This is a genomic window from Mangrovibacterium marinum, from assembly GCF_003046625.1.
Classification (GTDB): Bacteria; Bacteroidota; Bacteroidia; order Bacteroidales; family Prolixibacteraceae; genus Mangrovibacterium; species Mangrovibacterium marinum.
The window spans coordinates 139884-155805 of sequence record NZ_QAAD01000002.1; the positions used below are offsets into that span (position 1 = coordinate 139884).

At 49.0% G+C, this 15922-nt stretch carries 7 protein-coding genes; 4 read left to right on the forward strand and 3 right to left on the reverse strand.

Going from position 1 to position 15922, the window contains the following annotated elements:
• Window positions 1-18: 18 nt before the first annotated feature.
• From C8N47_RS02390 to C8N47_RS02400, 3 genes are read right to left on the reverse strand one after another with little or no spacing between them, the layout of a single operon-like run.
• Window positions 19-1293, reverse strand: a complete 1275-nt coding sequence (locus C8N47_RS02390) for a glycan-binding surface protein (protein WP_107820917.1) — start codon at window positions 1291-1293, stop codon at window positions 19-21.
• A gap of 17 nt (window positions 1294-1310) precedes the next feature.
• A complete protein-coding gene (locus C8N47_RS02395) occupies window positions 1311-2999 on the reverse strand; it encodes a RagB/SusD family nutrient uptake outer membrane protein (RefSeq protein ID WP_107820918.1) in 1689 nt (562 codons plus the stop codon).
• An 18-nt stretch (window positions 3000-3017) separates the two neighbouring features.
• Complete coding sequence (locus C8N47_RS02400; protein WP_107820919.1) at window positions 3018-6206, reverse strand: SusC/RagA family TonB-linked outer membrane protein; 3189 nt, start codon at window positions 6204-6206, stop codon at window positions 3018-3020.
• 343 nt (window positions 6207-6549) lie between these two features.
• On the opposite strand from C8N47_RS02400, the gene C8N47_RS02405 reads away from it, so the two are divergent.
• The 4 genes from C8N47_RS02405 to C8N47_RS02420 all read left to right on the forward strand — a co-directional run bounded on the left by C8N47_RS02405 (window position 6550) and on the right by C8N47_RS02420 (window position 15806).
• Window positions 6550-7428: an AraC family transcriptional regulator gene (locus C8N47_RS02405; RefSeq protein ID WP_107820920.1), complete on the forward strand. Its 879-nt coding sequence runs from the start codon at window positions 6550-6552 to the stop codon at window positions 7426-7428.
• A 441-nt stretch (window positions 7429-7869) separates the two neighbouring features.
• Window positions 7870-9726 (forward strand): outer membrane protein assembly factor BamA, encoded by a 1857-nt coding sequence (gene bamA, locus C8N47_RS02410; RefSeq protein ID WP_107820921.1) that lies wholly within the window; start codon window positions 7870-7872, stop codon window positions 9724-9726.
• Between the two features lie 11 nt (window positions 9727-9737).
• The gene (locus C8N47_RS02415; RefSeq protein WP_170111264.1) at window positions 9738-13598 is read left to right on the forward strand and encodes a translocation/assembly module TamB domain-containing protein; all 3861 of its coding nucleotides are present in this window, start codon (window positions 9738-9740) and stop codon (window positions 13596-13598) included.
• 111 nt (window positions 13599-13709) lie between these two features.
• Window positions 13710-15806, forward strand: a complete 2097-nt coding sequence (locus C8N47_RS02420) for an ATP-binding protein (RefSeq protein WP_107820923.1) — start codon at window positions 13710-13712, stop codon at window positions 15804-15806.
• The last annotated feature ends 116 nt before the right edge of the window (window positions 15807-15922 follow it).

The window sequence follows — 15922 nt, forward strand, 5'->3', positions numbered from 1 at the left end:
ATTCATTTTTTAGGTTGATTAATTAGGAACGATACGAACGTTATCAATCAGCATCGTGGCATTACAGGGAGTTCCGCTTACCCCTCCGCCATTCAGGAACAAGGTCAGGCCCGAATAGTGTCCCGCGCCGTTTGGTGCAGCAATACTCTCGCCATTGGGGCCATACTTAAACTCGGTCATCGGAATGGTTACGGTTATCCAGCCATCGGTCGTATAGGTTTTGTCGCTGGTCTCGGTCCAGGGTTGCCATAAGGCGCGCGGATACTCGGAATCGGACACATAACCATTGGCACTGCCATACTTCGAATTATAGGTCAGGCCATTGCCGTTTTGCCAGTTCATCATCACGTCGTCGGCACCGGTGAAGATCACCTGCAAGGCTTTGGAGGACCAATCGCCAAGCACTTTCACTTCAAATTTGCAACTGTATTCATCCAGCTTGTTGGCGTTAAAGAAATCCGGATCAGTAGGCAGGTAAGTCCACTTTTCCCAAGCCAGGAAGCCGTCGTCCCAGGAGTCATCATTCAGCTCTTTTCCCTCGCCATTGATAATCAGATAATGGCCGTTGATACCGCTGTCATCCGAAACGCCACTGGCGCCGTGCCATCCGAAATAGTAATAATAATCGGGGTAATTATCCGGGTTGAAGTTGGCTATGAGATTGCGGTTATCGCGCAACCAAAGACTGCTCTCCTCCGCACCGTAAACCGACGTTACCGTGATCGGACCACGCTCAGCACCTTCGGGAACAATCACATCAATGCTTGTCAGATCCGATTCAACAATCTCACCCTGCACACCACCGGTAAAGCTTACCGTCAGCGGAGTTCCTTCGTCATTCACAAAGTAGAGCCCTTCAATATGTGCCACATCGCCAGCCTCAAGGTACTCACAAGTCATGGAGTTAACTGTAGGCGCAGGCACCTGGGTTTCAAACGTGTAATAACAGGAATCGTTGTTGGTATACAGCTTAATCAAGTCTTCCTTTAAATTCGGAATCCCGCTGGGTATGGACACGATAATGGCATTATCGGTAACCATATTGGGGTTTAGCTTGGCTTTTTGATCGTTGAAGTAGATCTTGTTGACATTGCCCAGCGACTCGCCGATGATGGCAATTTTAGCTCCCAGATAAGCGCTCGACAGCAGGGAGTCGGAAGCGTCCACATCGCAGGGGCGCACATATCTCACCACCGGAGTACCTCCGCCCGAGATGGTATCGTTATCCTCACAGGCCCACAGCAACACTGCGGCACATGCAATTGCAACTATATTTACTAAATATCTTTTCATAAGAGTTCGTTTTCTAATCAGTTAAATTCATAATCAACCGGATCAGCTGTAATCGAAGGCGTTTTGGTTAATGTTTCCGCCGGAATAGGCAAAACCAGGTTCGACGCCGTGACCGTAATTTGCCCGACATTTTCGTTCAGGTAAAAGATTGACCCTTTGCCGGTAACGTCGTCATTGGGGTTAACAGCTGTAAAACCACCGTGATAAGCTCCGGCAGCATTGCGTTCCTGCCAGGTAAATTGCCCGTTGGAAACATATTGCCGTTCCCGGTCCATATCATTCAAATAGGCCAGGGCTTTGTTCATATCGCGGTAGCTCATTCGTTTAATATCGAAGAAGTTGATACTTTCCAGCGCAAACTCTACCCGGCGTTCTTTAATCAACTGGTCGTAGGTAATTGTTTCGCTTGACCAGCCCAAGCCGGCCCGTGTTCGAATTTGCTTAAACACATCCAAAGCAGTTGCATCGTCGGTTGAGCTTCCTGAACCGATACAAGCTTCAACATAGCACAGATAAACATCGGCCAAACGCAGCAGGTAGATATTATTTCCGGCATCCTGGTTCGAAGCTCCGGCAACGCCACCACAGTCGGAGTTGGCACCAATCACATATTTACGCACGTGGGCCAGCATTTCGTTGGAGGTTTCAGTGCTTTCGTCTTCCGAAAAGTTGTAGTAGTCATACCCTCCGCCGCCGAGATTATCGTACGAATCGCCGTTGCGCATGTAGGTGTAATAACGTCTCAGGTCGCCGCGTTCAAAGGCATCCTGCAAACTCAATGTCGGGCCTTTACCGGCACCCCACGACGAACCGAGGGTGATCAGCGCATTGCGCGAAAGCGAAACATTTCGTCCGTTACCATAGCCGTAACCATCGTTTGTACATTGAATTGAAAAAAGCGACTCCGACGAGTTGTTGCCTGCCGGGTAAAACATGGTCGACAGGTCGTTGTACAGGCTCTGGCCGCTTTGGTTAATTACCTGAAGGGCGTATTGTTTGGCAGCCGTGAAGTTGGCAGCCGATTCAGCATCATCCAGGTGCGAAGCCATGGTCAGGTGCAATTTAGCCAACATCCCCAAGGCGGTGTATTTTGAACAACGTCCAGACTGGAAGGGTGAAGCAGGAAGATTTTCAGAAGCGAAAACCAAGTCGCGACGGATAAATTCGTAAACGCTGGCTTGTGTATTACGAATGACCTGATCGCCCGAAATGTTGTTATCGGTAATCAGCGGAACATCTTTCCAGTACTCGGTCAGGAAATAGTACGCAATACCACGGATACAACGGGCTTCGCCCAGCGCACGGTCAATCACGTCCTGCGAAATACCGTTGGCGCCGGCAGCCGAAGGCATACCGTTAATGATATTATTACAATAAGATACGACGCGGAACAAGCCATTCCAACCTTGCTTCAGGAACGAGTTGCCGTTGTTGAAGGTCATGTAATAGAATTGTCCTTCCTGATCGTAAGTATAGTACAGGTCGCCGGCCAATTCGTCACCGGCCATCCACATAAAGTTCATATCGAAATCGCCCCAAACATAAGCCGAGTAGAGCGAAGCCGTATTGGCATTCACAGCATCTTCCGATGTGTAGTATGTTTCCAGCACCTGCTCATCTTCGGGCACGATCGTCAGAAAATCGTTGCAGGAAACCATGGCGGCCGCAAGAAACAACAGATATAATGCTTGATATATTTTTTTCATTTCTGTAAGCTTTAAAAATTAGAATGTGATGTTTGCCCCCAGGGTATAAATCCGTGGTGAAGGATAACGTCCCATATCCACATTCGACAATCCTGCCTGCTGGTTATACGAACCGATTTCAGGATCCAGTCCGGAATAGTTGGTGAAGGTGTAAACATTCTGTGCATTCAGGTAAAGTTTACAACGCGACATCCCGGTTGGCTTTAACCAGCGGTGAGGCAACGAGTACGACAAGGAGATATTCTGAATGCGCAGGTACGAACCGTTTTCGATCCAGCGATCACTCATGCGGTTGTTCCCGTTAATATCGTTACCACTCCAGCGTGGCATCTCGGCACCGGGGTTAATCAGGTACGAATTGTCGATATTTTCAACATCCATATTATTGCCATCCAGATAGCCCAACTGTGCGCGGTTCAGCACATCAACAGCCTGGTTGTCCCATTGCGACATCAGTCCTTCCGTTTTTACGCGCACGTAGTTCAGCACATCTGCGCCTACCGATCCGGTCAGGCCAATGCCCAACTCCCAGCTTTTATACGAGAAGGTATTGGTAAAGCCGAAGGTGAAATCCGGGTTTGGATCGCCGATAACCGTCTGGTCGTACTCGTTGATGACGCCATCAGGAACGCCGTCGGGACCACTCAGGTCTTTAAATTTCACGTCGCCCACCCAAACGCCGGTTGTACGGTGAATGTTAATTCCTTCGGGGAGCGCCGATGTACGGATGTCCTCCGCATCCTGGAACAGTCCGTCGGTTTGATAACCGTAAAATACACCGATTGGTTGTCCTACGGCAATCATGGATACAGTTTGAAAAGCAGCATACCAGTCGAGTTTCCCGTAGATGGTTGTTCCCTGGTCGTCAAGCGCTTTTACTTCGTTGCGGTTTAGCGAGAAGATCACATTCGAGCTCCATTGAAAATCGCTTTTGCTGATGTTAACCGTATTCAGCGAAATATCAAGACCACGGTTTTCAACCTTACCAATATTCATAAACGGGGTTTGAATATCAACATACTCCGATCCACCCAGAACCGGCGATACAGAAGGTTGCAGCAACAAATCTTTGGTGGTTTTGTAGTACGCGTCAACCGTCAGGTTTACACGGCTGTCGAACAAGCCAAAGTCAATACCACCATTGTATTGTTCCGATGCTTCCCATTTCAGATCCGGGTTTGCATTGTTCGACATGCGGTAAGCGGTACCGAAGGCTGATGGAAAGGCCTGCATGGTTGAACCGTACAGGTAGGTTCCAATATTGGCATTACCAACCTGTCCGTATCCCAAACGCAATTTCAAGTTCGATAACCAACCTTTCGTGTTTTCCATAAACTGTTCACTGGAAACACGCCATGCCGCAGCAAACGAGGGGAAGTACCCCCAACGATTATTGTCGCCAAATTTAGAAGAAGCATCTGCACGCAAAGTCGCCGTCAACAAATAACGGTCGCCATAATTATAGTTCGCCCGTCCGAAGAACGACACATTACTGGCTGCATCTTTCCAGCCTGAGTTGGAAACCAGCTCACCGTCGGCACTCAACACACGAATGTCGTTCGAAGTGAGCTGATCTTTCACAATTTGGATTCCTTCCCAGGACGACTTGGAGGTTTCGGAACCGAGCATAAAGTTGATGGTGTGCTTACCAAACGTTTCGTAGTAAGTAGCATAGTTTTTCCAGATCCAGTACAGGCTTTCATCCTGACGCTGCATAATCTGAATATTGGTATTTTTCAACTGACCGTATTCGTAGCTGGGCTTAAACCCCTTATTCAGGTTATTCGACCGGTCGATACCGAATTCAGAACGGAAAGTCAGTGTTTTAAACGGCTTAATTTCCGCATAAGTGTTGGCCATGATACGCTCGCGAAGCAAGGTGTTATCCTGATCTTTTGTCAGGGCCACCGGGTTGTAAATAGACGAACCGTTTACAGATTCCGGGCCGGCATAGTTGCCGTCGAAATCATAAACAGGCACTTGCGGCGACATCAATGCAGCCTGCATCACCACCCCGTTGATCCCATCGTTATTGATAATAGATTCGTCGGTGCGCGAGTACGACAGCGAAGCTCCTGCTTTTACATAGTCGTTTACCTCGCTATCCACATTAACACGACCGGTATAGCGTTCGAAGCTCGAATTCAGCAACATCCCATCCTGGTTGGTGTAGCCTACGGAGGCGGCAAATTTGGTGCTTTCCGTTCCGCCGTTCATCGAGATGTTGTGCGTATGCATCCAGGCATCTTCCGAAACGGCATCCTGCCAGTCGGTACCTTTGCCAAGCAAGGAAGGATCCAGGTAGGCCTCATCAATAGTCCCCATCAGACCTTCATCATACAACTGGTTCTGATAAACGGCAAATTGTTGCAGGTTCATCATATCCATCTTTTCGGCCCGGTGTTGAAGGGCAACATAGCCATCGTAGGAAATCTGCGTTTTACCAGCCCGGCCCCGTTTGGTTGTTACAATCACAACACCATTCGCACCGGCGGCCCCGTAAATAGCGGTAGCCGAGGCATCCTTCAATACGTCGAGCGAAACAATATCACTAGGGGCAATTGAGGCCAGCGGGTTCACCACATTTTGGCCGTTAGAACCGCCCGACCAGGAGAAACCAGCCGTTTCGGTACCGGCACCACTCACCGGGATACCGTCTATAATATATAACGGTTCGTTGGTGTTGTTAATGGAACTGGCACCACGGATCCGGATGGAGTTCGCTGCCCCGGGAGCACCCGAGTTCGCCTGAACCTGCACACCGGCAACCTTGCCCTGCATCATCTGGTCGGGGTTAATTACAATAGATTCTTTCAGTTTTTCACCGGAAAGGTTTACAACAGCACCGGTTAAATCACTTTTCTTCATGGTTCCGTAACCAACCGCAACAACCTCTTCCAAACCGATCGATTCTTCCTCGAGCGTTGCATTAATTACGGTTTGATTTGCTACCGGAACCTCAACCGTTGTCATTCCAATAAATGAGAATACCAGCACATCGCCGGACGACACGCCATCGATTGAAAACCGGCCATCCACATCGGTTACCGTACCTTTGGCCGTTCCTTTAACCACGACTGTGGCACCCGGCAAACTTCGTTTGGCCGTGTCGAACACCGTACCGCTAACCATCCGTTGCTGCGCATAACTTGCTATACTAATAGCAAACATGAACAGCGTAAGAAAAAAGAGCAAACTTTTTTTCATAAAATACTCTGTTTTAGTTAGGTTTTATAAAATTGTTAAACATACAAAGATGAAACTTTCTTTACGAAACAAAAATAGACACCAAACACTTCATCTCACAAATACTATTTTATCATTTTTGCGTATTTTTCAATCATAAATAGCCAACAAGCATTCCAAAAACAAGATACAACCAGACTTTAAAAACACACCTAGACCCTCTACAACAATCCATTATATAAACCTCAACACACAAAAACGCACGAATAAAAGTCACAAGTACTATTATTAATAATATCTACACTTTTTTCACACCACACTTGACTTTTTGGATCACATCCTCTAATTTTGAAACAAAAAAAAGATGACTGCACAAATCCACCGTGAAATCACCCCGCTAACCACCAACGATTGTTTTCTGGTTTTCGACAGGCAACGAACCGGCTTTAATTTTCCGATTCATTTTCACCCTGAATTTGAGATCAACTACATCCGGAATGCCACAGGCGCCAAACGGGTTGTGGGCGATCACATCCGCGAGATTGGCGACCGCGAGCTGGTACTTGTGGGCCCCAACCTGTACCACGGATGGGAAAACATGCACAACTCGCAAACCGAAACCCTGCATGAAATCACGATTCAGTTCCCCACCGATCTACTCACAGACAGTTACCTGGGCAAGAACATACTGAAGCCGATTCAGGAATTGCTGACCAATGCCTACCGCGGGGTTGCATTTTCGGAGGAAACCATCAAGTTTATCGAACCAAAGCTACTGGGTTTAAGTCAAAAAAGAGGTTTCGACAGTTTCCTGGAATTTCAAAGTATCCTCTACGATCTGGCCATCTCCAGAGATCAGCAACTGCTGACCAACATCTCCTTTTCGCAGAAGGACAACTTCCTGAACAGCGAAAAAATCAAGAAGGTCTACAACTACGTTCAGGCCAACTACAATAAAAAGATAAAGCTCGAAGAAGTGGCCAACCTGGTTGACTTGTCGGTGGTGTCGTTTAGCCGCCTGATTAAACAACGAACCGGGAAGACTTTTGTCGATTTCCTGAACGAGCTGCGCCTGGGATTTGCCACACGCCTACTCATTGAGTCGAATAAAACAATTACAGAAATCTGTTACGAATGTGGCTTTAACAACATCTCCAACTTCAACCGGATCTTTAAAAAGAGTCAAGGCTGCACGCCTTCTGAATTCCGGGAAAATTACAACGGCACTAAAAAAGTAATCTGATTGGGCAGACCGGTGAACCCCTCCCGACTGGAAAAACTGATTCGTGAAGTCCGCAGCCCGAAAGCAGTGAGCTTATCCCGCTTCACAGGTCAATTTGCACCCGGCGCTATTCAGCAATCGTGCCGACAACCAGTTGCCCCCAACGAAGCCCGAACTGAAATCGAGGGGATAATTTCGACTACAAATCGGAATTACGGCCGGGGTGGGCGTCAACATTTGTGAACAACCTGCCCCGCAAATGATGCCATGAACAACCATTCAGGCCTCCACCAGGGAAGCCCCCCGCAATCAGCATCCCACATCCGCTTCTGATCAGTTCGAAAAGCGGAATAAGAATTGGAAAACAAGTCACTTTTTTGCTCGCAGAATCCCTCAACTCTCCTATCTTTAACAAAACAAGAATGCAAAAAAATTGCGCATTCAAACATTCGGCCGGAACCAATGTTTTTAAATAGCAAAGACCAAAAACAGCCCATGCAACGTCGCCTGATTCTTGCTGCAATATTTACCCTGCTCCTGTTTTTTAACAGCCATGTATTTGCTCAGGAGAACTACGAAATTCGGCATATCAACTTCGTGGGCAACGATTCTATCGACGATGATCTGCTGTTGGATGCCATGGTTATGCACCCCCTGTCGTACATCGAAAAAACATTTAGCAAAAAAGAGCCCGCCCTGTACAACCGGGAGATGCTGGAAACCGATCTGGAGCGGCTGACCCGCTATTACCAGCGCGAAGGCTTTATTGACGTATCAATTGAACTGGCAGCAATCAAACAAAACGATCAAAAGAAAAAGGTCGACCTGCGCTTCAGGATCGAACAGGGGATGCCCTTTACCATCGACTCCATCAGTATTTCCCAAACTGCATCCTCTACTGCTGTCAATATCGACTCGGTATTTCGATCCGTCAAAGCAAAACTTCAACTTCAGCCAAACAGCCGCTTTAGCGACGATGCGTTGATCAGCGACCTGAACCTGCTAAAAAATGCCTTCAGCGGAAACGGCTATGCATACACCACGGCCGATTATCAATTAAGCCTCAATAAAGACGCCCAAAAAGTCAGCATCCACTACCTGATCAACACCGGCCCGCTGTGCCATTTTGGCCCCACACAACTCGATGGCAATAAGCACACCGACGATAAATTCATCCGCAAGCAACTTCTCTTCAGCGAGGGTGACATCTACAGCACATCCCGGATCGACGAAAGCCGTCAAAAGTTGTACAAACTGCAACTTTTTTCAATCCTTTCCATTCAGCCCGAACTCACCCAACAACACGACACACCGGTTCCGGTGAAAATCTACATAAAAGAAGCGCCCCGCCTTAGTTCGAAATATGGTGCGGGTTACGGCACGGAGGATAAATTCAGAGCTTTTGCCGAACTAACTTACAAAGGTTTTCCGGGAGACGCCAGCCGGCTGAAAATGCAATTAAAGCACTCGGCGCTGAGACCCTACCAGGTCAGTTTAAACTGGATACAACCTCAGTTTCTCTACCCTAGGCTATCGCTGACGGTAAACCCCTTTATCAGCCGCAATAATGAGCCCGGTTACAAAATCCAGGATATGGGTTTGAATGTAAAATTAGCCAATGAGCTGTCCGATCAACTGTCGGCTCAAACCAACTATTATTTGGAGCGGGTAAAAACTTACGATGCCGAAGTTGACAGTCTGGGCTCGTCAACAAACGACATCCCCTACCAAAAGTCGGGCTTTATCTTCAGTGTTTTTTACGACAGCTCGGAGCCCAAATTTTCACCAACCCACGGCCTAAACATCACTCTGGCCTGTAAGTTGAACGGCTACGCCTTTGGCGGCGACTACAACTACTCGCGAATCTGGACCGACATCCGGCACTACCGGAAAATGGGGACGCTGGTGCTGGCCTCACGCCTGCGGGTTGGAGGCATCCACTCGGGCGATGCCGATCACTTCATTCCGGTTGAAGACCGCTTTTTTGCCGGCGGATCCAACTCCATCCGGGGCTGGCAATACTCCGAATTAGGCCCCCTGCGCGACAACGGAAAGCCACTCGGAGGCAGCAGTGTATTGGAAGGAGCGGTGGAGTTGCGCATTCCCCTGGCCTGGAAACTTAGCGTGGTGAGTTTCCTCGACTTCGGAAATGTGTGGGTCGACGAGTTCCAATACCAACTAAACGAGCTGGCTTATGCCGGCGGCGGTGGTCTGCGGTTCGACACTCCCATTGGCCCTATCCGCTTCGATGTTGGTGTGCCTTTGTGGAACGAAAAACGATCTGCCGCGTTTTTCATCAGCGTTGGACAAGCATTTTAGGAGATTAAATGATGAAACGATTTTTCAACATAGCAATTCGAATCCTGACCTGGGCCCTTGGCAGCCTGCTCGCCTTGCTATGCCTGGCAGCTCTGCTACTGCAAACCCGACCGGTGAAGCAGCAAATTGCCCGTATTGCAGAACAACAAGCCTCCCAACTGCTGCATGCCGAACTAAAAATAGAAGAGCTGGAAGGAGATTTCTTCACCCATATCAGACTGAAGCAGATTAGCCTTTGCCTGCAAAATGACACCATGGTCACCATCGGCCAAGTGGAACTAAAGTACCAATTGTGGTCATTATTGAACAAGCAAGTCACCATTACCAAGCTCGACATCAGTAAGCCGAAGATCAAACTAGTTCAGCAAAACGATTCCACCTGGAATTTTTCAAATTTACTGAAAGAACCGGATAGCCCCGCTACCAGCACTCCCGCCAGCCAACCATTCAACTGGTTGATCGATCTGCAACAGTTCGAGCTGCATTCCGGATTTATTGAGACCACCGCAACCGACAGCCTGCTTCCCCGCAAGATTGACGGAATTAACGTTCAGCTGCATGCAAAATACAGCGCCAACGAGCAAAGCCTGGCGCTCGACAGCTTCCGACTGGATTGCACAGCCCCCAACTTCTCGCTTGAACAATTCACCTTCAAAATCCGGCAGGTTGATGGAATCGTCACGCTCAGTGAGCTCCTGCTTCAAACAAAACACAATAGGCTAAACGCCCAGGCTCATTATGCCGCCAACACGCAATCGGCACTCGACCTGCACACAGCGCCCCTGACAATCGATGAGTTTCAATTCGCCCTGCCGCAGCTGGAGATCAAACTTCACCCTAAAGTTGACTGGAGAACAACAATCGAGAACGATCGGCTAAACACAACCATCAGCCTGACCGCCGAAACACAGAAAGTCACACTCACCGTTCAGGCTTTCCCCGTGATGGCCTGGATCGCGAAGCCCGACTCGATCCATTTACAGTACCAGCTCAGCAGTAGCTTCGAAAATGTGGCCATTGAAGCGTGGAGCGGTATTACCGAATTGCAGGGACTGCTAAACGGAACGATTCAACTAAAGGGTGAAGGCACCGATCCGAAAACACTGACAGCGCAGGCCAACGCTGAAATTTACAACTCGTCGGTTGCCGGCTATGAGATCGGGCAGCTAAGCAGCCAGCACGACTACCGAAGCGGCAACCTGCATACGACACTGAATGTAAAAACAAATTTTGCCACACTGACAGCAATAGCCCAAATCGACCATTTACTGAACGAGCCCGCCTACCAGGCCGCACTTCAGGCGTCGGTTTTCAGCCTCAGGCCGTTCCTGGAAAACGATAGTCTGGAGACATCGCTGCATTTCGATCTGCTAGCCAGCGGCAGCGGATTCGACCCGCAAAAGCTAACAAGCACCGTTCAACTGCAAATCGCTCCTTCCATGCTCGTGGGGATTCCGATTGATACGGCAAGCACCAGCATCAGCGTCAACGAGGGACTCATCACCCTGGACACACTGATGCTTCGGAATCAGTCGGCCGAACTTACAGCCAAGGGAATATACCGCCCCGAGGAACAATCGGAGTTGAATCTGCATTCCCACCTTCACTCATTCGATGCCTTCCGCGCCTACCTGGCGGACAGCCTGCACTTGACAACCAATACCAACATACAGGCTCAACTCCGGGGCCGCCCCGATTCGCTGCTAATAAAAGCTCGCGCAACTATGCAGAACAGTAAGTATGCCGATTTCAACATTGAAAAGGCCGAGCTGGAGGCTGCCGGCTACTACAGCTCAAAACAATTCGAAATGGAGACAGCCCTCAATGCGATGAATTTGAGTGGAGGTGATTTTGCCATCGACTCAATTACGGCCAAAAGCACCATTCACAACGACTCACTCGTTCTCCAAACAGCGGTTTACAACGATTTCGTGAACACCATACTGAATGCCCGGTTAAACTGGAAAGAACAATTAAAGGTAGATCTCGACCAATGGTTCCTCTCGGTTTATAAGCAGAACTGGCAACTGCGGCAACCCGCCCGGCTCGTCATCGACAGCACATCCTACCAGATCCATCATTTTGAGCTGTTATCGGAGAACGATGAGGCTATCACCCTTGCGGGCATATTCAACCAGCAAGGAGCTCTTGACATGCAGCTGCGTGTCGCCGGGCTGAAGCTGGCGCCCGCACTTCGCCCGCTGGAGCTTGGCACCGACATCAAAGGGCTTGCAGCGCTAAATATCGCGCTGGGAGGTACTGCACAACAACCGATACTGGATAGCCACCTGCAAATCGACAGTTTAGCCATTGCCAACTACAACTTTAAACAGGCCGAAGCAACACTCGGCTACAAAGCGGGGAGCCTGAATGTCGGCTCAACCCTCACCTTAAAAGACCAGGGTGAATTTACGGCACAGGGAGCAGCACCGGTACTAATTGACCTGTCGGCGTTTAAAACCCTTATCCCAGCAGATTCGCTCATCGATGCGAAAGCCGAAATCCGGGATTTGCCACTGGCATTGCTACAGCCCTTCATTCATGCCAGCCAGGTCGGCGGCCTCATCAACGGTCGTTTTACCGTCGGTGGCAGCCTGAACGCGCCCCAACCAAGCGGCTCGCTTCAGCTGGATAACGGCCGGCTCAGCTTTGCCCAATACGGCATCGACTACCAGGCCATCGAACTGAAAACATCAATCAACAACAGCACAATCAGCATCGACACGCTGGGCATAACAACCAGCGATGGAACAATGACCGGTGGCGGGAAAATCGTTTGGGATTTGGGACAGCTCAAAGAATCGGGGCTGAATTTGAAATTTGATCAGTTCAACCCCATCAACCACAAGCAAATCAACATGCAGCTATCGGGCGACACCCGGGTTTGGGGAGCCAAAGACAGTGTCTATTTTGATGGTGACCTGTTGATTCCGCAATCCGAAATTTACCTGCCGGCACTCATGAATCTTTGGGGACATGCTTACACGCCCGAAATTCCCAAAGCAATCCTGGTTGAAGAGCTCGAAAAGCTGAGCACTCATGCAGACAGCGCTGCGCAATCCCTTCCACCAATCGCCCTGGCCGATAGTCTGCCCAACGACTCATTCAGCAATATAACCGGCCGCATCAAGCTGAAGATCCCGAAAAACAGCTGGATCAAAGATCCCAACCTTCGCGTTGAACTGTCGGGCGATCTGGAGATTTTGAAGAATCCCCGTTATGTCGAAATCTTTGGAGCTATCCAACTGGTGCGGGGCCAGTACGAGCTCTTTGGCCGCACCTTCGTAGTTTCGGAAGGAAGCATCACCTTCGAAGGTGGCGAAACCATTAACCCGCGCCTCAACCTAACGGCAAGCTACAGCCTGAAACACCAGGACCGGGAGTCGCAAACCCTGGCCGTAACTGTCGGGGGAACAACCTTGGAACCGACAATTCAGTTCACCCTCGACGATCAAAGTATTACCGAAGGAGATGCGCTGTCGTACATCGTTTTTGGCCGCGGACTAAACGAACTAAGCAGCTCGGAGCAGGATGATGTTTCGGGAATGACCGGCGAGTCGATGGCAACATCGGCCGCAGCATCCTTGCTGGCATCTCAACTCACCAAATTACTGGGCAACATGATTAATGTGGATTACATCCAACTAAAAGCCCGCGACAATAACGACGATGCCAGCCTGGAAGTCGGGAAATACCTCACTCCGGATATTTTTGTCAGCTATGCCCAGCAATTCCGAAACAGCTCGAATGAGACACTCACGGGCTACGAAGTGAAACTGGAATACGAAATTTTTCGCTTTCTTTTCCTTCAGCTCAACAACTCGAGCACCGATAGCGGGTTCGATGTTATTTTCAAGATTCAGTCCCGGTAACCTACACGCCCAAATGCGTTTTCCGTCGGCATTTTCAAAAACTACATAATTATTTATTGACTTATTCACAGAAATGCTGTAATTTGCGTCTTTTAATTAACAACAGACTGAATGCTCTTCAACTCAACCGAAATTGATTTTCTAATACAGACTTATAGCGACGTGGGAATTGGAATCTGGCATGTTCGGATGCCTGACCGAAGGTTTTTCATCAACAAAACGATCGCCGATATTCTGGAACAGCCCTGGAATGAAGAAGCAGTAAGCCCCGGCACCAATTGGATGGAGCTTAAACCACAAGATGGGTTTGAATGGATTACACCACTTATTGGCCAGCTTTCGACGAACTACAATTGGTATGCGCAGACCCTTCAGATAAACAGCCGCGGAGGTCGTCCGCTAAATGTGCAAATCAACGGAAGGATTAGTGCCCTGGACGAGCACAATAGTCCTGCTCAGATCACCGGCACCTTTTTCGACCGATCGGCACTGGAGCAGACCAACCAAAGTCTGAATTACCGTTACGAGATTGAAAAGCTGGTTTCCGGAATTTCGAGCGACTTCATGGAGAGCCGCTTCGAAAACCTGGATGCCACCATCAACCAGTCGCTCGAAAAAATCGGCAACTTCTGTCAGATCGACCGAAGCTACCTGTTTCAGATTCATCCGGAGCTTGAGATGATGGATAACACCCACGAATGGTGTGCCCCCGGCATCAGCCCCGAAATTGAGAACTTACAGGGGCTCCCCTGCTCGACCCTGCCGTGGTGGATGAATCAGCTGAACAACAAAAAGCATATCTACATTTACGATGTAGCACAGATGCCCCCGGAAGCCAACACCGAAAAAGAAATACTGGAGGCTCAACAAATCAAATCGTTGCTGGTGGTTCCCATGCTCAATAAAAAAGGCCTGATGGGCTTTTTAGGTTTCGACTCGGTTTCGAACTATAAAACCTGGTCGAACTCCGACATTCAGTTGCTGCAAACGGTTGCCAACATCATGGGCAATGCGTTAACCGCCCAGCATGATCACCAACTGCTGATTATTGCAAAACAACGAGCTGAAGAAAGCGACCGTCAGAAATCGGCCTTTCTGGCAACCATGAACCACGAACTGCGAACGCCGCTTCATCATATTCTTGGCTTCAGCGATCTGATTGTACACAAAAAGATGGACATGCAGCAAGTGCATCGCTTTGCCCGCAAAATATCGGAAAGCGGCAACTATCTACTTCGGATTGTGGAAGACATCATTAGCTTATCGGTCGGGCGCAAGTCGGATGTTAAAGTGCGGGAAGATTTTATTAGCGGACTCGACTTGCTGATTCAGCACAAAGCATTTATGAACGAGCTGACGGCCAACTCGAGCCGCTCAAAAAAAATCCGGATTGTGTTGAGTCCCGACAGCGATTTTCAGGAACAATGCTTCATTGCCGACAAGCATAAAATCAACCAGATCTTTTTCAATCTTTTTAAAAATGCGCTAAAATTCACCAAAAAGGGAACTATCGAGTATAAAATATCCCTAAAGGACAACCGATTATCCATCTCGATAAAAGATGAAGGAATTGGCATCCGCGACGATCAGAAAGAGCTTATTTTTGACTTTTTCAGGCAAGGCGATGAGGGTCCAAGCCGGCATTTTCAGGGAATCGGCATCGGTTTGGCAATCTGCAAACACCTGGTTCAGGTGCTGCATGGAAGCTTAACACTGAGCTCCGAGCCGCGGCGTGGAAGCACCTTCCGGGTTTCAATTCCGGTAGCCCGAGCCAGCCAGCAAAGCCTGGCCGACGACAACCAGCCAAAGGCTAGTTTGCCCGATTTTTCGAATTATCGGTTTTTGCTGATCGACAACGACCCCAACAGCTTGTTCCTGCACAAAAATCTGCTGGCAGCCACACAGGCCAATATTATCACGTCGGGCACCGACATGGATGTCCTTTCGCTGATGGGTGAGCATTGCTTTTTGGACATCATTCTGATTAACCTGAACACCGAGCCGGAAGAAAATATCCGACTGATCCGGCAGATGACAAAACTCTGCTGTAAATGTTCAATAATCGGACTTACGGCGCACTCCCTGCTCGACCAGCGCGAAAAGGCCCTGGAAGCCGGTTGTGTCGATGTGCTGAGCATTCCGGTTGATGCCCAGTTGCTTTTCGAGGCCATTCGAAAAGGATTGAAAACACGCCAATGTTCCAAATAAATGCGGGGCATTCCTCTGTTTTCGCCCCGCAAAACAAGGACTCTTCAGATCGAATTTCGCAGTTGAAACCCCCCGTCAAATGAATGCTTCCGCCCGATAATTATTCCTGATCTCAT

Excerpts from the sequence above, each read along its gene's own strand:
- C8N47_RS02390 (WP_107820917.1), bottom strand. The coding sequence starts at position 1,293 with ATGAAAAGATATTTAGTAAATATAGTTGCAATTGCATGTGCCGCAGTG.
- C8N47_RS02395 (WP_107820918.1), bottom strand. The coding sequence starts at position 2,999 with ATGAAAAAAATATATCAAGCATTATATCTGTTGTTTCTTGCGGCCGCC.
- C8N47_RS02400 (WP_107820919.1), bottom strand. The coding sequence starts at position 6,206 with ATGAAAAAAAGTTTGCTCTTTTTTCTTACGCTGTTCATGTTTGCTATT.
- C8N47_RS02405 (WP_107820920.1), top strand. The coding sequence starts at position 6,550 with ATGACTGCACAAATCCACCGTGAAATCACCCCGCTAACCACCAACGAT.
- bamA (WP_107820921.1), top strand. The coding sequence starts at position 7,870 with ATGTTTTTAAATAGCAAAGACCAAAAACAGCCCATGCAACGTCGCCTG.
- C8N47_RS02415 (WP_170111264.1), top strand. The coding sequence starts at position 9,738 with ATGAAACGATTTTTCAACATAGCAATTCGAATCCTGACCTGGGCCCTT.
- C8N47_RS02420 (WP_107820923.1), top strand. The coding sequence starts at position 13,710 with ATGCTCTTCAACTCAACCGAAATTGATTTTCTAATACAGACTTATAGC.